The organism is Butyricicoccus porcorum, assembly GCF_051246315.1.
GTDB lineage: Bacteria > Bacillota > Clostridia > Oscillospirales > Butyricicoccaceae > Butyricicoccus_A > Butyricicoccus_A porcorum.
In genome coordinates, this window is the sequence record NZ_CP178353.1 from 1,242,769 (window position 1) to 1,262,537 (window position 19,769).

Below are 19,769 nucleotides of genomic sequence, written 5' to 3' on the forward strand. Positions count from 1 at the left end.
AATTTATTTTGAAAACAACCATTATCTTTGATTTGGATGGAACTTTGCTCAATACACTGGGCGATCTGCGCGGTGCAGCGAATTATGCGCTGCGTCTGCGGAACCTGCCTCCGCGCACGACGGAGGAGGTTCGGCGCTTTGTTGGAAACGGTGTGCGCAATCTGATGCGCCGCTGTCTGCCTGCCGGCTCGTCAGACGAAGAAATTGATGCGGCGCTGGCGGACTTCAAGAAATATTATGCGGAGCATCTGTATGACACGACCGTGCCGTATGACGGCATTCAGGAGTTGCTCTCCATTTTGCGCAAGCGCGGCATAAAAGTTGGTGTGCTGTCCAACAAGCTGGATTCTGCGACACAGGCGCTGATCCGCCACTTTTTCCGTGGAAAAGTAGACGTTGTGTTTGGTGAGCACAGCGGGATACCGCGCAAGCCGGATCCGACCTCCTGCCGCATGATAATGGAACAGCTGGGTGCCAAGCCGGAGGAAGTACTGTATATCGGTGATTCCGGTGTGGATATGAATACGGCGCGCAATGCGGGTCTGACCGCAGTCGGTGTAACCTGGGGTTTCCGAAGCCGTGAAGAGCTGATTGATAACGGTGCGGATCTGCTGGCTGACTTGCCGGTTCAGATTCTGATGATGCTGTGAGGAGGCATGCTGCATGGAACTGGAACGGATCCGGGCGGCGTTTGAGCAGCACGGTTTTTGTGTAAAATACTTTGACAATGGTGCACAGGCTGTGGCATACTTAAGCAAACAGACTGCGGGCAAAACAGTATCGTTCGGCGGTTCCAAGACGCTGGAAGCGCTGGGAGCATACGAGGCACTGGGAAAGCAGGCAGACGTGCACTGGCACTGGAAGGGCGACGGCTATATGCAGACGCCGGAGGTTTATCTCACCTCAGCCAATGCGGTTTCGGAGACCGGCGAGCTGGTCAATATTGACGGCGCAGGCAATCGTGTCTCCGCGACGCTGTACGGGCCGAAGGAGGTCTATTTTGTATGCGGTGTCAACAAGCTGACGCCGGATTTGCCGTCTGCCATGGAACGCGCACAGAATATAGCTGCGCCAAAGAATGCCATGCGTCTGTTCGGCGATCATCCGGATAAAATGACAGCCTGTGCGGCAGCCGGTGGGGACAAGTGTTATCATTGCAATGCCCCGCGCAGTATTTGTCGTGCGATTGTCATTCATCAGGGGCCGATGCTGTCGCAGGAACGCTGCGAGTTGATTTTGATTGGCGAAGAGCTCGGCTACTGACCATCTGTTTCTTTTGATTACGTCCGGTCGGTACAGCCTCAGAGTGGGGAGGCTGTGCCGGCCTTTTTTCTTTGCTCTGGGGAAATGGAAATGTTTTTGAAAAAAACGAAAAAAACTGTTGACAACAGGCGCCCGATTGGATATAATAAATATCGTCGTCAGGACAGAACAACAAAACATGCGGATGTAGCTCATCTGGTAGAGCGCCACCTTGCCAAGGTGGAGGTAGCGAGTTCGAGCCTCGTCATCCGCTCCAGTAAAGCAACCGAGAGATTCGGTTGCTTTTTTCGTATGCAGGAACAGAGATGCGAAACGAACGCGCTGCCCGCCGCGAAATTTCTGCATAAAAAGACGCTGAGCCGAACAGGGTGAAGCTGTTCGGCTCAGCTGGAGATTTTGCGGTAGAAAAGGTGGATGAAAAAAGAGGTAAAAAAGAAGAGATAAGTGGAAAAACAACAGTTAAGAGAGAGTATATAGAGACTGCTTTTCAGCAGATGCTTTTAGCCTGCCCACTGCGGAACGGAAGACAATGGCAGCGGGACAGTGGAATTTCACATTGTCTTCCTGTGCTTTTCTGTAATTCTATTCTATCGAAAAATTATGAAGGAATATCCACGCAGGGGTAAAGAGTTTGTGACAATCCTGTGAATAAATTGTAACAAAGAAGAAGCCAAATAACAGACGCATTTGTTTTGTATAACATGTACAGGGCAGACCGGGAAAATACAGTTTGTATTTGCCTCTGTGAAGTGGTAGAATGTAAGAATCTGAGAATACGAACACGGAAAATGGAGGACATCATGGACCAGAAAGAAAGAGCATTACAGGCCCACCGCGACTGGCAGGGCAAGATTGAAGTTGTTTCCCGCTGCAAGGTGGAAAATGCAGATGATCTGTCGATTGCATACACCCCCGGCGTTGCACAGCCCTGTCTGGAAATCCAAAAGGATATTGATCTGAGCTATGTCTATACCCGCCGACACAATCTGGTAGCCGTTATTACGGACGGTTCTGCGGTTCTTGGTCTGGGTGATATCGGCCCGGAAGCAGGCATGCCGGTTATGGAAGGCAAATGTGCCCTGTTCAAGGAGTTCGGTGGCGTTGATGCATTCCCGCTCTGCGTCCGCACCAAGGATGTCGATGAATTTGTCAATACGGTTGCACTGCTGGCAGGTTCGTTCGGCGGCATCAATCTGGAGGATATCTCCGCACCGCGCTGCTTTGAAATTGAACGCAAACTGAAGGAACGCTGTGATATTCCGGTCTTCCATGATGACCAGCATGGCACGGCCATTTGCTGTGCAGCGGCAATGATTAACGCATGCCGTCTGACGGGCCGCAAGCTGTCGGAAATCAAGATGGTTGTCAATGGCGCCGGTGCGGCTGCCATTGCGGTCACCAAGCTGCTGCTCAGCATGGGTCTGAAGGATGTCATCATGTGCGATAAGTTCGGCGCACTGTATGAAGGCTGTGAGCAGATGAATTCGGAACAGGCATATATGGCGACTGTCACCAACCCGGAAAACAAGCAGGGTACGCTGGCGGATGTCCTGTCGGGTGCAGATATCTTCTTTGGCATGTCTGCGCCGAATGTACTGACTGCGGACATGGTTCGCACGATGGCAAAGGATCCGATGGTCTTTGCCATGGCAAATCCGGTTCCGGAGATTATGCCGGACGAGGCAAAGCGCGGCGGCGCGGCAGTCGTTGGTACGGGACGCTCGGATTATCCGAACCAGATCAACAATGTTCTGGCATTCCCGGGTGTGTTCCGCGGCGCACTGGATGTCCGTGCTTCCGATATCAATGAGGATATGAAGATTGCAGCGGCATATGCGATTGCAAATCTGATTTCCGACGAGGAGTTGAGTGCGGAGAATATCATGCCGAAGGCATTTGACCCGCGCGTCAGGGATGCGGTTGCGACTGCGGTTGCCAAGGCTGCACGCGAGAGCGGCGTTGCAAGAATCTAAACAAACAGACAGCTGTCCGGCAAGCAGGCAAAGGAACTGACTGCACACGAAATATAATTGGGAATAACCGGACAGAACAACCGCGGGATGCGCCGTAAAGGTACATCCCGCGGTTTTATTTGGTTTAATTTGTTGCACCAGATGTTTCGATTACATCAGCGGAATGAGCAGTGACAGCAGCGAAGCGCCGATGGATTTGATCCATGGATAGGATTTGATCCAGTGCGCGTCAATTTCTTCGGATTTTTCGATGGTTTCCAGAATATCCGAACGGACTTTGTCGACAACAGAGCCGCGATAAAATACGGTACCGCACTCGAAATGCAAATAAAAACTGCGGAAATCCATGTTAATGGTGCCGACAACCGCAACATCATTGTCAGCAACAATCATTTTTGCGTGGATAAAGCCGGGCGTATATTCATAGATGCGCACGCCGGCGCGGATGAGCTGGGCATAATAGGAACGTGTAATCAGATAGACGGATTTTTTATCCGGAATGCCCGGCGTGACAATACGTACATCGATACCGGATTCCGCCGCGTTGCACAGTGCGGTAATCATCTCGTTATCCAGTGCCAGATAAGGGCTGGTGATATAGACACTGCGTGTGGCGTTGTTGATGATGTTCAGGAATACGGTTTCACTGACGTTGTAATCATCCAATGGGGAATCGGCAAACGCCTGCACATAACCGTCGCTGGGTGCGGTAATCGTGGGGAGATAATCTTCCAGATTTTCCGTGGTCGAACCGACGGAAAAATCCCACAGCTGTAAAAACAGCGCGGTCAGATTGGCAACACCGCTGCCGGTCAGCTTGACGCCGGTATCCTTCCAGTGTCCAAAGCGTTCCTTTTCGTTGATATATTCATCGGCAAGGTTGATGCCGCCGGTGTATCCGACATTTCCATCGATGACACAGATTTTACGGTGGTCGCGATAATTGAAATATGTGTTGAGCATCGGAACAAAGCGGTTAAACCGGATCACACGAATGCCCATGCTCTCCAGCGTCTTGCTGTAATTGTGCGGCAGCTTGGAGATACAGCCGACATCGTCGTACATCACGCGGACATCGACGCCTTCTGCGGCTTTTTTTCGCAGAATATCCAGAATTGCATCCCACATATGTCCGCGGTCAATGATAAAGAATTCCATGAAGATGAATCGCTTTGCTTTTTTCAGCTCAGACAACATGGATTCAAACATAAATTCACCGACCGGGAAATATTCTGTAGCAGTATCCTTCCAGGCAGGCATTTCTGCAATGCTGTGCAGATACTGGCAGTTGCGCCTGTGGCGCGGCAGACGGGTACACAGCTCATGTGTCGCGGAGGGATGGGACGGCTCGATACGTGTCACATCAATCGGACGAATTTTAATCAGACGCGCACGGTTAAACGGCGTATTGCCCCAGAACAGGTAGAACAGAGAGCCAATCGGCGCGAGTATGAGGATAATAATAATCCATGATATCTTATAGGCGGGGTTATCCGGCTTGCGGATCAGCCAGATGATGACCACGAGACTGATGACACGAAGAATGTTGTACAGGTGTTTGATGCGACCCTGTAGAAATACGAATGCGGACACAACCAGGGCAAGCTGAAGCAGGATCAGCAATGCACTGATGGTCAGACGATTGAATAGAAAGCTGAACACCGACCGCCTGACTTTCTGGCTGGCTTTTTTGGCTTTTCTTGGAAAACTACGGTTTTGCATGTATTGGAATCCTCCAAAAGATGGTCTTTTTCCACTGTGTGAGAGCCTGTATACTGTCCACATGATACCTATTTTTGAACGGAAAGTCAATCATGTGTACGTTTTTGACGCGTTTTTGTGCACACATGAGAAAGACAGTTGTCCGTATAAAAAAAACAATTTGCAGCACTTCAACAGAATTCCTGCAAAATCAGACGGTTTTTCGTCGCGATGCATAACAAAAAAAGAAATATATTTTGAACGAAAAGTCTGGCTAAATAACTAAAAAGTAGTAGAATATAGATTTTGCAGGAAATTGTGCAAAAACAGCATAGCAGGCATAATTCGTTGCAAAAACTGGACAATCCAGCGCAAAACCTCGGAGTTCCCCTAAAATTTCAGCAAAATTTACGATAAAAGGGGAAGAACAAGGGGAAAAAGAAGAGCGATTTAGAAAAATTTATGAATTTTGCAATTTTTGTATTTTCAAATTGCCATTCTTGTGGTATTATTTTTACCGAAGATGTGAACAAACCATTTTGTATGGAGGAAAATGAAATATGGCAATCACCAACACCTATCTGAAGGGTGTCTATGACACCGTTGTAAAGCGCAATCCCGGTGAGCCGGAGTTCCAGCAGGCAGTTTATGAAGTTCTGGAGTCTCTCCAGCCGGTCGCAGAGCGCCGTCCGGACCTCGTTGAGGCTGGCGTATTTGAGCGCATTGTTGAGCCGGAGCGCGGCATTCAGTTCCGCGTTGCATGGGTTGATGACAACGGCAAGGTTCAGGTTAACCGCGGCTTCCGTTATCAGTTCAATTCCGCAATCGGCCCGTACAAGGGCGGCATCCGTCTGCATCCGTCTGTCTGCGCGTCCATCATCAAGTTCCTGGGCTTTGAGCAGATCTTCAAGAACAGCCTGACCGGCCTGCCGATCGGCGGCGGCAAGGGCGGTTCCGACTTCGACCCGAAGGGCAAGTCCGATGGAGAAGTTATGCGTTTCTGCCAGGCATTCATGACCGAGCTGTGCCGCCACATCGGCGCTGACACCGACGTACCGGCTGGCGATATCGGCACCGGCGCGCGTGAAATCGGCTACATGTTTGGCCAGTACAAGCGCATCCGCAATGAGTATGTTGGTGTCCTGACCGGTAAGGGTCTCCAGTGGGGCGGTTCCCTCGCTCGTACCGAGGCTACCGGCTACGGCCTGTGCTACCTCGTTGACGCAATGCTGAAGGATCATGGCACTTCCTTCGAGGGCAAGAAGGTTGTTATCTCCGGTTCCGGCAACGTTGCAATTTACGCTACCCAGAAGGCTACCCAGCTGGGCGCAAAGGTTATCGCACTGTCTGACTCCAACGGCTACGTTGTAGACGAGAACGGCATCAACCTGCCGGTTGTTCAGGAAATCAAGGAAGTTCGCCGCGGCCGCATCAAGGAATATGTTGACGCTGTTCCGACTGCGAAGTACTTCGAGGGCAAGGGCATCTGGACTGTTCCGTGTGACATCGCTCTGCCGTGCGCAACCCAGAACGAGATCAACGAAGAGGATGCAAAGGCTCTGGTTGCCAACGGCGTACAGGCTGTCGGCGAAGGCGCAAACATGCCGTCCACTCCGGAAGCAATCGCTGTATTCCAGAGCAACAACGTTCTGTTCGCTCCGGCAAAGGCTGCAAACGCAGGCGGCGTAGCTACCTCCGCTCTGGAGATGAGCCAGAACTCCCAGCGTCTGTCCTGGACCTTTGAAGAGGTCGACAGCAAGCTGCATCAGATCATGGTCGATATTTACCACAACATTGCTGCTGCTGCCAAGGAATATGGCTGCGAGGGCAATCTGGTTGCAGGCGCTAACATTGCAGGCTTCCTGAAGGTTGCCGAGGCAATGAAGGCTCAGGGTGTTATGTAATTTATTTCCCCCGACAGAAAGCTGAATACACAGTCCCCTGCGGATGCGTCCGCAGGGGATTTTCTTTGTGCAAACAGACGGAAAATGCGGAGAGATTGTGAAAAATGGGGACAGACCATTGCGAAAGCACGGAAATCCACGTATAATAGATACGATCAGTGATATTTGTTTATGGGAGGGAATGCATATGCAGTTTACATTTGCACATAATAACATAAATGTAAAGGATCTGGACGCTTCGATTGCGTTCTATCAGGAGGCGCTGGGACTGAAGGAAACGCGCCGCATCCACGGGCCGGACGGCGCATTTACCATTGTTTATCTGGGTGACGGTGTGACGCCGCATCTGCTTGAGCTGACCTGGCTGCGTGAGCATCCGCAGGCATACAATCTGGGTGAAAATGAAATTCACCTTGCCCTGCGCGCGGACAATTTTGAAGAGGCACATGAAAAGCATCAGGAAATGGGCTGCATTTGCTTTGAAAATGCAGCGATGGGCATCTATTTCATCGTCGATCCAGATGGCTACTGGGTCGAGATTATTCCGGCAGAATGATGCGGAAGGAGGATACCATGGGGTACGTTATTGTCACGGATTCCGTTCTGGACATTGAAGAGTCCTATCTGCTCCAGAACGATATCTGTACGGTTCCGCTCAGCTTTACACTGGAGGGCTGTGACACCGTAGAAGACGATTTCGGCAGAACCGTTCCTTTTTCATCCTTTTATCAGCAGCTGCGCGAGGGAAAAAGTATCACAACATCCCAGGCGACTGTGGGCGCATTTGCCAGCGTTTTTGAAGGTATTTTGCAGTCCTGTCGTGATGTTGTGTATATCGGCTTTTCCTCCGCACTCAGTGGCAGCTTCCAGTCCGGCTGTATGGCGCGCGACGAACTGAAGGACAGATATCCCAACCGGGTGTACTGCGTCGACACCTTTGCCGCCTCCGGCGGACAGACGTTGATTGTCCGTGAAGCGGCGAAGCGCCGGGCGGAGGGTATGACCGCTGAGCAGCTTGTCGAATGGGTGGAGGAATTCCGTACCCATGTTGTCCACTGGTTTACAGTGGATGATCTGATGTACCTGCATCGCGGCGGCCGTGTGTCCAAATCATCCGCCGTCATGGGCTCTTTGGTCGGCATCAAGCCGATTCTGTATGTGTCGGATGACGGACGCCTGATCGCGGACAAAAAGGTGCGCGGGCGTCGGCGTGCGCTCGACATGCTCTGCAAGCAGCTGAATGCGCATATTCGGAACATTGGCAGCTATCCGGTCACCATCAGCCACGGTGACTGTCTGGAGGATGCTGAATACCTGAAAAACTATATCCTCAGCCACACAGAGGTGAAGGATGTGGAAATCCATATGCTGGACACGGTCATCGGCGCCCATGCCGGGCCGGGAACCGTTGCGCTGTTTTTCTACGGAGATAAGCGCGGAAACTGAACCAGATGAAAAACAGCCGCAGGCTTTGCGGCTGTTTTTTTGCGTTTATCCCATGCCGATGACCATGCCGAGCACATATGGGATGAGCCAGACAAGCCAGACAGCAAGGCTGAATTTGTGGAAAATGTGACGTGCATGTTCTGTGCCGCGGCGCAGGGTGTAAACCGCCCAGACCGCATGGATGAGCATGAGCACAATGGCGAGCGTGCCGGTGACGGCGTGCAGTGGATTTCCCGCGCCCGCATTCTGCGAGGCGATGCGCGACATCAACAGCGTGCCGGTCGTATCGCAGCACAGGCCAAGCCAGAAGATGACAACATGGCGCACGGTCAGCGTACCGGAACGGCGTTCGCCAAAGACACCGGTAGTGTAGAATATCAGTGCCAGCGTGATAAAAAGAATAGCTGCAAGCAGCAAGGGTGACATAGCAGGTTCCTCCTGAATAGATATGATTTTCTCCAGTATAGCACATTCCCGGCGAATCGCAAACCGCCTCTTGACGTGGTATAACCGCACAGTGTATCATAAAATCAGAAAGACACATGGAGGATGGACGGATGAACGTATATGATTTTGACCAAACCATCTACCACGGCGACAGCACGGTAGATTTCTATTTTTACTGCCTGCGGCACAAGCCGCTGATGCTGCGCACCGTGCCGGGAACCATCGGTGGCTTTGCCCTGTATGGCGCAAAGCTGTGGGATAAGACAAAGGCCAAGCAGCAGATGTATCGCTTTCTGACCGCCATCGGTGATTCTGAGCAGGTGGTGCAGGAATTCTGGCGCACACATATCCGCAACATCAAGCCGTGGTACATAGAGAAGACCTGGCGGGAGGATGATGTAATTATTTCCGCATCGCCGGAATTTTTGCTGAAGCCCGCCTGTGAACAGCTGGGTATCAAATATCTGATGGCATCGCGCGTCGATGCGCACACGGGAAAATACACCGGTGTCAACTGCTGGGGCGAGGAAAAGGTGCGCCGCTTCCGCGAGGTATTCGGCGACGCGCAGATTGAAACCTTCTATTCCGATTCGCTGTCGGATACGCCGCTTGCGCGCGAAGCACAGACTGCGTGGATTGTGCGCGGCGATGAACTGATTCCGTGGGCGGAATGGGAGAAGCGCAAAAAGAAAAAATAATCGTATGCAAAAAGTGCCCCGCCGGGCAACCGGCGGGGCACATGCTGTTGAGAGGAGAAATCAGCTCTTGCAGTCCTGCAACAGCAGCCGCTTGATGTCCCACAGCCTGCGGGACAGGTCGACATAATAGGTGTGCGGATTTTCAAAGCGCTGCACCTCATCCCACAGCAGGCCGACCTGCTCGGTGCAGTACGCCTGAATGTCGTGGATGGACGGCAGCTCGTAGACGCGCTTGCCGTTTTTGAAAATCGGAACCTGAAGCTCTTTTGCTGTGAAGTTGGTCAGCGTTTTGGTTTTCCAGGTTGCGTTCGGGTCGAAAATTGTGTGCGGTGTGTCCGGGTCGATGACCTCATCATAGATACACAGTTCATCTGCCAGTGCCTTGCCGCTCTCGTTGTCGAAAAAGCGGTACAGCTTTTTGAAATGCGGGTTAGTGATCTTGGAGGTGTTTTCACTCACTTTGATTTTCGGCACAATGGTGCCGTCTGGTGCTTCAATTGCCACCAGCTTGTACACGCCGCCGAAGACCGGTGCGCTGCGCGCGGTAATCAGGCGCTCGCCGACACCAAAGGTATCGATACAGGCACCCTGCATGAGCAGGTCGCGGATCAGGTGCTCATCCAGAGCATTGGACGCGGTGATTTTGCAGCAGGACAGCCCTGCCTCATCCAGCATGTTTCGCGCCTGCCGGGACAGATAGGCGATGTCACCGGAGTCCAGACGGATGGCAAAATTGGTGATCCCTTTCGGCAGAAGGATCTCTTTGAAGGCACGGATGGCGTTTGGTACGCCGCTTTTCAGTGTGTTGTAGGTGTCGACCAGCAGCGTTGTGTTGTCCGGATACAGCTCACAGTATGTTTTGAATGCTTCATATTCGCTGTCGAACATCTGTACCCAGGAATGTGCCATGGTACCGCCCGCCGGGACGCCGTACAGCTCGTCGGTCAGCGTGCATGCCGTTCCGGCACAGCCGCCGATGTATGCCGCGCGCGCGCCGATGACTGCGCCGTCCGCACCCTGTGCGCGGCGGGAGCCGAATTCCAGCACAACACGACCCTGTGCGGCACGCACAATGCGCTTGGCCTTGGTAGCAATCAACGACTGATGATTGATGGCGAGCAGGACAAAGGTTTCAATCAGCTGTGCTTCAATTGCCGGGGCGCGCACAGTCAGGATAGGCTCGTTCGGAAACACCGGCGTGCCCTCCGGCACAGCGTAAATATCACCGGTAAATTTGAACTCGCGCAGATAGGTCAGAAATTTTTCGTCAAACAGTTTTTTCGAGCGCAGGTATTCAATGTCCTCTTCCTCGAAATGCAGCTGTTCGATATAGTGCACGATCTGCTCCAGTCCGGCCGCAATTGCAAAGCCGCCGCCGTCCGGCACCGTGCGGAAAAATACATCAAAATAGGTATTTCGCTTATAAAAGCCGTTGAGGAAATACCCGTTGCTCATTGTCAGCTCATAAAAATCGCAGAGCATGGAAAGATTTTCTCGTTGCATTACAGTCACTTCCTGTTCCCGGTTGGGTTTGATGTACTCAGTATACCCTATTTTGCCAGTACAATCAATTTGTCCGCATACATAGCAAGACAGGCGACAGGGGAAACTACAGGCACAGCGGAAAAGACAAAAGAAAGGATTGACAAATCTGGACTGGTTTGGTATCATAATGGCAGTTAGCAAGGGCTAACTGCAAGCGGGTTGTCAAAGCAGCCCCTCTTTTTGGAAAATTGAGTTAGCTTTTGCTAATTATGGAGGGAAGGACATGGATAAAACGCTGGAAGAAATGCTGGTGGAGCAGTGCGCGCCGACGCTGGCAGGAGTGAAGCCTGCGAATCTGTTCCGTTGCCCCGATCATGCGGCGCTGTACCATTCGGTGCAGGAGTGGGACAACCGCCTTCGCGCGAGCGGTATCCGCATTCGTGTGGTCAAACGCTGCCGCCGTACCCATGCATGTCTGATTTATGTGTGCCGCTGGGACTGGATCTGCCGCACACTGGCGCAGGCGGATACGGCGGAATTTCTACGCACAAACGGCTATGATCTGTCGAAGGGGACAGAGAGCGTGCTGTGCCAGCTGTCGCGCCGCCTGTGCCTGCAGGAGGATTTCCCGCATGAAATCGGTGTATTTCTGGGCTATCCGCTGCATGATGTGATTGGATTTATTGAAAACCGCGGACAAAACTATTCCTGCTGCGGGCATTGGAAGTGCTACGGCGATGCAGACCGGGCGCAGCGGACTTTCGATGTCTATAAGCGCTGTACAGCCGTGTATAAGCGTATGTACCGCCGTGGTGTGCCGCTGATGAAGCTGGTTGTCGCTGCATAATGGCGCACGGGGTTGCAGACAGGCAGGATTTGTGCTATATTAAATGACTATCAGGGGAGTCCGGACAGACGGGCTGAGAAACGGATACTGTTCCGTGACCCTTTGACCTGATCTGGATCATGCCAGCGCGGGAGTGACAGAACTGCCAGCGCCTTCGCCGCGTTTCCGGTGAAGGCGCTTTTTCTGTGTGTAAACCGCTGCGAACAAAGAAAGGAAGAAGTAGCATGAAAGCAAGCGTTGCAATTCAGACTCTGCCGGAGGCAGAAAACGAAACCGAACTGGTACGTATTGTCGATGAAGTCATTGCGTATATCAAAAGCACCGGCCTGCATTATTATGTCGGCCCGTTTGAGACAACGATTGAGGGTGAGGACTATGACCAGCTGATGGACATTGTAAAGGAATGCCAGCACATTGCCATCCGTGCAGGTGCGCCGTCGGTTTCCGCGTACATTAAGGTAGTGTACCGCCCGGAAGGAGAGATTCTGACCATTGATAAAAAGGTTACGAAGCATCACGAGCAGTAAGGGGCCTGCCGCACTTGCGATTGTCCTGCTGCTGGCGGTCTGGCAGCTGGTTTCGGCCAGCGGGCTTGTGCCCGGTTATATGCTGCCGTCTCCGGTGCAGGTCGTTCGCGCCTTTGTCGGGGAATTTGGCCTGCTGTGTGAGAATGCTGTCATTACGCTGGAGGAGGCGTTTCTTGGTCTTGCACTCGGTGTTGCCATCGGCTTTGCCTTTGCGGTGCTGATGGATGCGTTTTCCTGGCTGTACCGGGCATTTTATCCGCTGTTGGTTATTTCCCAGACTATCCCGACCGTGGCAATTGCGCCGCTGCTCGTGCTCTGGTTTGGCTATGAGATGACGCCAAAGATCATTTTGATTGTCATTGCAACGTTTTTTCCGGTGACAGTCGGTCTGCTCGACGGCTTCCGCAGCATTGACCCGGATTCCATCAACCTGCTGCGCTCGATGGGCGCGGGCAAATGGCAGATTTTCCGCTATATCAAATGCCCGTCTGCGCTGCCGCAGTTTTTTTCCGGGCTGCGCATTGCTTCGGCCTATGCGATTGTCGGTGCGGTGATCTCGGAATGGCTGGGCGGCTTCGGCGGTCTGGGTGTATACATGACGCGCGTCAAAAAGGCGTTTGCGTTTGACAAGATGTTTGCAGTCATTTTCCTGATTTCCGCCATCAGTCTGATCCTGATGGCGCTGGTCAACCTGCTGCAAAAGAAATGCATGCCGTATTCCAATATGGACGGCGACGATTAAGTGAGGATTTGTATGAACCTGTGGAAAAGAGTAACGGCGGCAGTTGTTCTGTCCGCCATGGCGCTGGGACTCGCTGCCTGCGGCAGCAGCAGCGCGCCGCAGAACGGTTCTGCGGAACAGGGCTCCGGAGACACTTCTGGGGATCTCAAGAAAGTCACCTTTGTGCTCGACTGGACGCCGAATACCAACCATACCGGTCTGTATGTCGCGTTGCAGAATGGTTATTTTGAAGACGCCGGACTGGATGTCGATGTTGTACAGCCGCCTGATGACGGCGCAGAGGTTCTGGTCGGCTCGGGTAAGGCAGATTTTGGCGTGTCGTTTCAGGACACGATGGCTTCTGCATTGATCGGTGACAACGCACTGCCAATCACGGCGGTTGCCGCGGTCATCCAGCACAATACCTCCGGTATTATCTCTCGCGCAGGCGAGGGGATGGATCGCCCGAAGGGTCTGGAAGGCAAAAAGTATGCCACCTGGGATATGGATATTGAAAAAGCTATGATGAAGAATGTCGTCGAGACGGACGGCGGTGATTTCTCCAAGGTTGAGCTGATCCCGTCCACCGTCACGGATGAGGTGTCCGCATTACAGAGCAAGTCGGTCGACGCGATTTGGGTGTATTATGCCTGGGCCGGCATTGCGACCAAGGTTGCAGGACTTGACACCGACTACTTTGCATTTTCTGACATCAATCCGGTCTTTGATTACTATACCCCGGTCATCATTGCGAACAATGATTTCCTGAAAAACGATCCGGAAACAGCAAAGGCGTTCCTTGCTGCGCTGGCAAAGGGCTATGAATATGCCGAGCAGAACCCGGAGGAGGCTGCGGATATCCTGCTTGAGCAGTGTCCGGAGCTGAAATCCAATCGGGAGCTTGTCGTTGAGAGCCAGAAGTATCTTGCAGATAAATACACTGCTGATGCATCTCAGTGGGGTATTTTTGACGCGGAGCGCTGGAATGCGTTCTACAACTGGCTGAATGAAAACGATCTGGTATCCGCGGACATTCCGGAGAATACCGGATTCTCCAACGATTACCTGCCGCAGTCCTGATGGAACAGAACAAACTGGAGGTGCGCGGCGTCAGCAAGTCGTTTGCCGACAAACAGGTGTTGGACAACATCCATGTCACGCTGCATGAGGGAGAGCTGGTCTGTTTTCTCGGTGTGAGCGGTGCAGGCAAGACAACGCTGTTCAATATCATTTCCGGTCTGATGAAGCCGGACTGTGGGCAGGTGTTTCTGGATGGCACAGATATTACCGGCCAGCCGGGACGCATCAGCTACATGCTGCAAAAGGATTTGCTGCTGCCATACCGCACAATTGAGGACAACGTGGCACTGCCGCTGCTGCTGCGCGGCGTGGGAAAAAAAGAGGCACGGGCGCAGGCGGGTGAGCTGTTTGAGGCATTCGGCCTGGACGGCACGCAGAAAAAGTATCCGGCACAGCTGTCCGGCGGCATGCGCCAGCGCGCTGCCCTGTTGCGCACCTATATGTTTTCGCACAACGTTGCGCTGCTCGATGAGCCGTTTTCTGCGCTGGATACGCTGACCAAGTCTGCCATGCATACCTGGTATCTGGATGTCATGCAGCGCATCCGGTTGTCGACGCTGTTTATCACACACGACATCGACGAGGCAGTCCTGCTGTCTGACCGCATTTATCTGCTGACCGGCAGGCCGGGGCGTATTTCTGAGGAAATTGTCATCACAGAGCCGAAGCCGCGTGCGGTAGATTTTAATCTGACACCGGAATTTCTGGCGTATAAGCGCCGTATTTTGGAAAAACTGGACGAATCACAGGCATAAAGGAAGCCCTGGCAGCAATCGCTGCCGGGGCTTTGTGCGCAAAAAGATGAAATTACTCCACGGTGTTGTGCAGGGCACCGATGCCATCGATTTCACAGACAACGGAGTCGCCCGGTTTGAGGAATCGGGGTGGCTGCATGCCCATGCCGACGCCGGATGGGGTGCCGGTGGCAATGATGGTTCCGGTGCATAGCGTCATGCCGCGCGACAGCTCGGAAATAATTTCCGCAATACCGTGAATCAGGTATGAGGTATTGCTGTTCTGCCGCAGCTCGCCGTTGACCGTGCAGCGGATATCCAGCGCGGGCGGGAAAGGGACCTCATCCGCTGTCAGGATGCACGGGCCGCATGGCGTAAAACCGTCGAGACTCTTGCCAAAATACCACTGTTTGTGCGCGGTCTGTAAATTACGTGCAGATACATCATTGACGATGGTATAACCGAAAATATAGTCTGCGACCTGCTCCGGCTGTACGCAGAAGGCGTCTTTGCCGAGAATAACACCCAGCTCACACTCATAGTCGAGGCTGTCGACGAGACCTGGATAGGACGGGATGGGGTCGCCGTAGCCGGAGGCTGTGTGCACGCGCTTGCTGAAATAAATCGCCTTTGGACGCTCACCGCCAAATGCCTCGCCGTTGAACCGGCTGGCCTCTTCCGCATGTGCGGTGTAATTGATGCCGAGGCACAGCACATCCTGCTGCGGGTGCGGGATAGGGGCGCACAGTGTCACCGGCTCTGCCAACGGCTGCTTGCCTGTGGGGTCGAGCTGCGTGCGCAGGAAGACCCCGCTGTCGGCAATCAGTGCGTTCATATCGGCATAATGCAGACCGAACTGTTCGAGATCATACAGTCTGTTGTGGAGTTCCGCGGCAAGGCGCTCCGCGCCATCCGCGGCTCGGTAGGTGTACAGCTTCATGGGTTATCTTCCTTTCCGTGCGATGTGAGAATCTGAAAAAAGGAAAAAGTCGGAGCAAAGCCCGGTTTGCTCCGACCTGGTGCGGATAACAGGACTTGAACCTGCACGGTTGCCCGCTGGAACCTAAATCCAGTGCGTCTGCCAATTCCGCCATATCCGCGTAAAACAGTATACGGTTATGGTAGCATATGCAGTAAATTGTTGTCAAGGCTATGGGGTGAAAATTTGTTCGGTCTGTGGTGTTCAAACTGCGTAAAGTGTGATACAATAAAGAAAATTGTCAGGACAGACGCAAAAACAACGGCGGGCGGGGTTCGGCGGTGACGCCGGATGCAGCCCGCATCTTATGGGTAGGATTATGAAAACAGTCAAAAGATGTATTGCTGTTGTGTTGTGCGCGGCACTTCTGTCGGGCTGTTCGCTGATTTCCAGCGGGGATGACCTGCTGCAAACACCCCGGCCGTCGGAAAATTTTATGCTGCTGCAAAAACAGCTGGAACAGATCATGGGTGACACGATGACGTATGTGTCGCCGCAGGGCGGTGAATACCGCAATACCGTCACGTTCGAGGACATTGACGGCGACAGCGAAAAGGAAGCCATTGCCTTCCTGCGCGAAGGCTCGGGCGGAAAAATTTATGTGTATGCGTTTGAACTCGAGGACGGTGAATACCGTCCCATCGGCAGCATTGAGGCTCCCGGCTCTGCACTCGGTTCGATGTCATTCCTCAAGATCCATGAGAAGGATGAGGGCACGGGTGACAAGCGGAAGGAAAAGCTCATTGTGCTGACCTGGACGCTGTCGGGCGACCTCAAGCAGGGCATGACCGTATGCGCCGTGCAGGACGGCAAGCTCACCGAAGTGCTCGATGCGACGTATACCAGCTATACGATGAGCGACCTCGACAGCGACGGCTCGGAGGAGCTGTTTACCGTCACCTATGACGACGCAGGGCGCAAGACCGCACAGGTCTATGATTATGCCGACAACAAAATGATTCTTCTTTCGCAGACCGATGCGACACAGGATGTGCAGACGGTCGCCAATATCACACAGGGCAAGCTGGATGAGGACGGCCATCAGGCGGTGTTTGTCGACAACAAATTTGAAAATGACAACGGCATGCAGACCGATATCTACGTGCTGGATAAAACCAGGCTGCGCAATGTGGCACTGTCCGCCAATGCCTCCACGTATCGCTCGGTTTCGCTGTACTACAGTCAGGATATCGACGGCGACGGCATTATTGAGGTGCCGCAGCTACAGCCGATGCCCGGTTACGAGAACAGCGATGCGACCCAGACATTGTGGATGGTGGACTGGTACCGCTACAGCATGAACGGCGCGACACAGCGGATGCTGACTACCTATGACAGCCTTTCGGAGGGCTGGACGTTCCGCTTGCCAAAGGAATGGCGCGGGGCAGTCACGGCGACCACCACCAGTGAGGCGGGTGTCAGCCAGACAACATTTATGCAGCCCGGGCAGCTGAATGACCCGCTGCTGACCATTTATGTGTTCACCGGCGAGGACCGCGAGGCCGCTGCCGGATCGGGCGGGCTGATTGCGCTCGGCTCGACGGTGGATACCTGTTTTGCCGCAAAGCTCGGTCACAGCGACAGCAGCTATCAGATATCGGAGGACGAAGCTGTGGAGGCGTTCAGCGTGGTACAAGGCGAATGGAAATAACCATATATAGGGATGAAGGAGATCGGACAGAATTATGATGACACGCAAGGTATTGGTTTTAGAGGACGAGGAAAATATCCGCAGCTTTGTCGTAATCAACCTCAAACGTGCGGGCTATGAAGTCATTCAGGCGGGCAGCGGCGAGGAAGCGCTGGAGAAATTTCACAACAATACGGATGTGGCAGTCTGCATCCTCGATGTCATGCTTCCCGGTATCGATGGCTATGATGTCTGCCGTACGCTGCGCGCAGAGGGCTATGAGGGCGGCATTATCATGCTGACTGCCCGCACACAGGAGTCCGACAAGGTCACCGGTCTGATGACCGGCGCGGATGACTATGTAACCAAGCCGTTTTCCGTCGTCGAGCTGACTGCCCGCGTCGACGCATTGGTGCGCCGCCTCGGTCTGCATTCCTTCTCGTCGGAGACCATTCAGAGCGGTGAATTCTGTCTGGATATGCGCGCACGTGAGCTCAAAAAGAATGGCCGTCGCGTCGATTTGACACAGGTTGAGTTTTCACTGATGAAGACGTTTCTGGAAAACCGCGGCCGAGCCATGGACCGCGAGGAACTGCTCGGCGCGGTTTGGGGCAAGAATTATTCCGGCGAGCTGAAGATTGTCGATGTCAACATCCGCCGTCTGCGCATCAAGGTAGAGGATGATCCGGCTTCCCCGAAGCACATCACGACGGTACGCGGCTTTGGCTACATGTGGAAAGACTGACCGAGAAGGATTGATCTATGGATAAAAAGGTAACTGCGGATACCAGGGAGCTGCCCGATCTTTCGCAGGAATTCAAGGGGAAAAAACAACAGGAGGGGCCGCGTGAATTCCGCGTGCAGCATGCGCGCGGCGGCCTCAAGGGGCGCTGGACGATGAATTCGATGACGATCATCACGGCAGCGCTTGCCATTGCCTCGATTTTCATTACCATGATAGGGGCAAGCTATTATTACAACAACATGCGGCAGAATCTTGTCACGCGAACGACGCAGTCGGCGGCATTCCTCAACCGCTTTCTCAACTCGAGCTATGAGCAGTTTTTGTCCGCAGGACAGTCGTTTGTCACCGGCTTTGAGGATAAGGACAAGCTGGAAATTCAGATTGTTTCGTATGGCGGATATATCCTGTCATCGTCCTCGTCCTTTACGCAGACCGGCAGCGCGCCGGGTACAGAGGATGTGGCGCAGTGCCTGGAAAACAACACGACAACCGTCTGGATGGGCAAGGATACGACATCGGGCGAACGCGTTATGTCTGCGTCCTCGCCGCTGTACGATTCCAACCAGAATTTGATCGGCTGTGTGCGCTGTATCTCATCCATGGCGCTGGTACAGCGGCAGATTGTCTATATCGTGCTGGCCTGCCTGCTGGTCGGGCTGTTTTTCGCGCTGACCGTCGAGCTTTCCAACCGGTATTTCATCAAGTCGATTGTCGAACCGGTCATGAAAATTAACATCATTGCCAAGGAGATTGCTGCGGGACGCTATGGCATGCGCCTGCACAAGGTCTATGACGATGAAATCGGCGACCTGTGTGACACCATCAACCATATGTCGGAGGAAATCAGCCGTGCCGAGCGCATGAAAAATGACTTCATTTCCTCCGTTTCCCATGAGCTGCGCACGCCGCTCACCGCCATCGGCGGTTGGAGCGACACGCTGATTGCAGGCGGTGCGACCGACCCGGAGGAGGTCATCATGGGTCTGCGCATCATTCAGAAGGAGAGCAGCCGTCTGACCCAGATGGTCGAGGAGCTGCTGGACTTCACACGGCTGGAATCCGGCCGCATGAAGCTCAACGTCGAGCTGTTCGACGTCGGCGCAGAGCTGTATGAAGCGGTCTATATGTACGAAAATATGCTGGAAAAGGAAGATATTCAGCTGGTATATGACATTCCCGATCAGATGTGTCCGGTCAGCGGTGATCGTCACCGCCTCAAGCAGGTATTTTTGAATGTCATTGATAACGCAGCGAAGTACGGCAAGAGCGGCGGCAAAATTCAGATTGAGCTGTCGCGCGACAGCTATACCGTGCGCATCGAGGTGCGCGACTGGGGTGTCGGTATCAAGGAAGACGAACTGCCGTTTGTCAAGGAGAAGTTCTATAAGGGCAGCTCCAAGCAGCGCGGCAGCGGCATCGGCCTCGCCGTTACGGATGAGATCGTCCGCATGCACGGCGGCACGCTGAACATCGCCAGCACCTATGGCGAGGGAACGACGGTCACGATTTCCCTGCCGCTGGCAAACACAGATACCAAGCGCGTCGAACCGACCGAAACCATCGTCGCAGAGATCAACAAGGAGTAAGCA

Annotated in this window: 20 protein-coding genes, 2 tRNA genes and 1 riboswitch; of the genes, 17 read left to right on the top strand and 5 right to left on the bottom strand. The window is 53.3% G+C overall.

What is annotated here, in order from left to right; genetic code table 11:
* Positions 1–8: 8 nt before the first annotated feature.
* From ACLM7Z_RS05950 to ACLM7Z_RS05970, 5 genes are all read left to right on the top strand, one after another.
* Positions 9–650, top strand: coding sequence for an HAD family hydrolase (locus ACLM7Z_RS05950; RefSeq protein WP_435645681.1), 642 nt, complete (start codon positions 9–11; stop codon positions 648–650).
* 13 nt (positions 651–663) lie between these two features.
* Entirely contained in the window at positions 664–1,263 is a 600-nt protein-coding gene (locus ACLM7Z_RS05955; protein WP_273349074.1) for a lactate utilization protein, read from the top strand.
* Positions 1,264–1,443: 180 nt separating this feature from the next.
* Positions 1,444–1,519: transfer RNA gene (locus ACLM7Z_RS05960), tRNA-Gly, on the top strand.
* Positions 1,520–1,631: 112 nt separating this feature from the next.
* Positions 1,632–1,889: a hypothetical protein gene (locus tag ACLM7Z_RS05965; protein ID WP_133058273.1), complete on the top strand. Its 258-nt coding sequence runs from the start codon at positions 1,632–1,634 to the stop codon at positions 1,887–1,889.
* 174 nt (positions 1,890–2,063) lie between these two features.
* A complete protein-coding gene (locus ACLM7Z_RS05970; protein ID WP_087018821.1) occupies positions 2,064–3,236 on the top strand; it encodes an NAD(P)-dependent malic enzyme in 1,173 nt (390 codons plus the stop codon).
* 150 nt (positions 3,237–3,386) lie between these two features.
* On the opposite strand, the gene cls is transcribed toward ACLM7Z_RS05970, so the two are convergent.
* Entirely contained in the window at positions 3,387–4,958 is a 1,572-nt protein-coding gene (gene cls, locus ACLM7Z_RS05975; RefSeq protein ID WP_165761085.1) for a cardiolipin synthase, read from the bottom strand.
* Positions 4,959–5,497: 539 nt separating this feature from the next.
* Here cls and gdhA point away from each other — a divergent pair.
* From gdhA to ACLM7Z_RS05990, 3 genes are all read left to right on the top strand, one after another.
* Positions 5,498–6,841 carry an NADP-specific glutamate dehydrogenase gene (gene gdhA, locus ACLM7Z_RS05980; RefSeq protein WP_087018817.1) on the top strand — a complete coding sequence of 448 codons (1,344 nt, stop codon included), beginning with the start codon at positions 5,498–5,500 and terminating at the stop codon, positions 6,839–6,841.
* 187 nt (positions 6,842–7,028) lie between these two features.
* Positions 7,029–7,397 (top strand): VOC family protein, encoded by a 369-nt coding sequence (locus tag ACLM7Z_RS05985; RefSeq protein ID WP_087018815.1) that lies wholly within the window; start codon positions 7,029–7,031, stop codon positions 7,395–7,397.
* A 17-nt stretch (positions 7,398–7,414) separates the two neighbouring features.
* A complete protein-coding gene (locus ACLM7Z_RS05990) occupies positions 7,415–8,287 on the top strand; it encodes a DegV family protein (RefSeq protein ID WP_165761084.1) in 873 nt (290 codons plus the stop codon).
* A gap of 45 nt (positions 8,288–8,332) precedes the next feature.
* Here ACLM7Z_RS05990 and ACLM7Z_RS05995 read toward each other — a convergent pair whose 3' ends face one another.
* Positions 8,333–8,713 carry an HsmA family protein gene (locus tag ACLM7Z_RS05995; protein WP_273349072.1) on the bottom strand — a complete coding sequence of 127 codons (381 nt, stop codon included), beginning with the start codon at positions 8,711–8,713 and terminating at the stop codon, positions 8,333–8,335.
* 131 nt (positions 8,714–8,844) lie between these two features.
* Here ACLM7Z_RS05995 and ACLM7Z_RS06000 point away from each other — a divergent pair, with 131 nt between their 5' ends.
* Positions 8,845–9,432: an HAD-IB family phosphatase gene (locus ACLM7Z_RS06000; RefSeq protein ID WP_087018809.1), complete on the top strand. Its 588-nt coding sequence runs from the start codon at positions 8,845–8,847 to the stop codon at positions 9,430–9,432.
* Between the two features lie 60 nt (positions 9,433–9,492).
* Here ACLM7Z_RS06000 and ACLM7Z_RS06005 read toward each other — a convergent pair whose 3' ends face one another.
* Positions 9,493–10,935, bottom strand: a complete 1,443-nt coding sequence (locus ACLM7Z_RS06005; RefSeq protein WP_087018808.1) for a nicotinate phosphoribosyltransferase — start codon at positions 10,933–10,935, stop codon at positions 9,493–9,495.
* Between the two features lie 265 nt (positions 10,936–11,200).
* Between ACLM7Z_RS06005 and ACLM7Z_RS06010 the strand changes: the two genes are divergently transcribed.
* The 5 genes from ACLM7Z_RS06010 to ACLM7Z_RS06030 all read left to right on the top strand — a co-directional run bounded on the left by ACLM7Z_RS06010 (position 11,201) and on the right by ACLM7Z_RS06030 (position 14,847).
* Positions 11,201–11,764 (top strand): DUF3793 family protein, encoded by a 564-nt coding sequence (locus ACLM7Z_RS06010; protein WP_087018806.1) that lies wholly within the window; start codon positions 11,201–11,203, stop codon positions 11,762–11,764.
* Between the two features lie 42 nt (positions 11,765–11,806).
* Positions 11,807–11,916: riboswitch (TPP riboswitch) on the top strand.
* Positions 11,917–11,988: 72 nt separating this feature from the next.
* Positions 11,989–12,291 (top strand): thiamine-binding protein, encoded by a 303-nt coding sequence (locus ACLM7Z_RS06015; protein WP_087018804.1) that lies wholly within the window; start codon positions 11,989–11,991, stop codon positions 12,289–12,291.
* A complete protein-coding gene (locus tag ACLM7Z_RS06020; protein WP_087018801.1) occupies positions 12,257–13,033 on the top strand; it encodes an ABC transporter permease in 777 nt (258 codons plus the stop codon). Before ACLM7Z_RS06015 ends, ACLM7Z_RS06020 begins: the two co-directional genes overlap by 35 nt.
* Before the next feature lie 12 nt (positions 13,034–13,045).
* Positions 13,046–14,092: an ABC transporter substrate-binding protein gene (locus ACLM7Z_RS06025; protein WP_435645682.1), complete on the top strand. Its 1,047-nt coding sequence runs from the start codon at positions 13,046–13,048 to the stop codon at positions 14,090–14,092.
* Positions 14,092–14,847, top strand: coding sequence for an ABC transporter ATP-binding protein (locus ACLM7Z_RS06030; RefSeq protein WP_087018797.1), 756 nt, complete (start codon positions 14,092–14,094; stop codon positions 14,845–14,847). The genes ACLM7Z_RS06025 and ACLM7Z_RS06030 overlap by 1 nt, the downstream gene beginning before the upstream one ends.
* Positions 14,848–14,899: 52 nt before the next feature.
* On the opposite strand, the gene ACLM7Z_RS06035 is transcribed toward ACLM7Z_RS06030, so the two are convergent.
* Positions 14,900–15,766: a fumarylacetoacetate hydrolase family protein gene (locus ACLM7Z_RS06035; RefSeq protein ID WP_435645683.1), complete on the bottom strand. Its 867-nt coding sequence runs from the start codon at positions 15,764–15,766 to the stop codon at positions 14,900–14,902.
* Positions 15,767–15,843: 77 nt separating this feature from the next.
* Positions 15,844–15,926 (bottom strand) — tRNA-Leu (locus tag ACLM7Z_RS06040).
* A gap of 198 nt (positions 15,927–16,124) precedes the next feature.
* Between ACLM7Z_RS06040 and ACLM7Z_RS06045 the strand changes: the two genes are divergently transcribed.
* Genes ACLM7Z_RS06045 through ACLM7Z_RS06055 form a run of 3 tightly spaced genes read left to right on the top strand, consistent with a single transcriptional unit; the run spans position 16,125 to position 19,766 of the window.
* On the top strand, positions 16,125–17,456 hold the full coding sequence (locus tag ACLM7Z_RS06045) for a hypothetical protein (protein ID WP_087018793.1): 1,332 nt from the start codon (positions 16,125–16,127) through the stop codon (positions 17,454–17,456).
* Between the two features lie 37 nt (positions 17,457–17,493).
* Positions 17,494–18,180 (top strand): response regulator transcription factor, encoded by a 687-nt coding sequence (locus ACLM7Z_RS06050; RefSeq protein ID WP_087019756.1) that lies wholly within the window; start codon positions 17,494–17,496, stop codon positions 18,178–18,180.
* 17 nt (positions 18,181–18,197) lie between these two features.
* Complete coding sequence (locus ACLM7Z_RS06055) at positions 18,198–19,766, top strand: sensor histidine kinase (RefSeq protein WP_087018791.1); 1,569 nt, start codon at positions 18,198–18,200, stop codon at positions 19,764–19,766.
* The last annotated feature ends 3 nt before the right edge of the window (positions 19,767–19,769 follow it).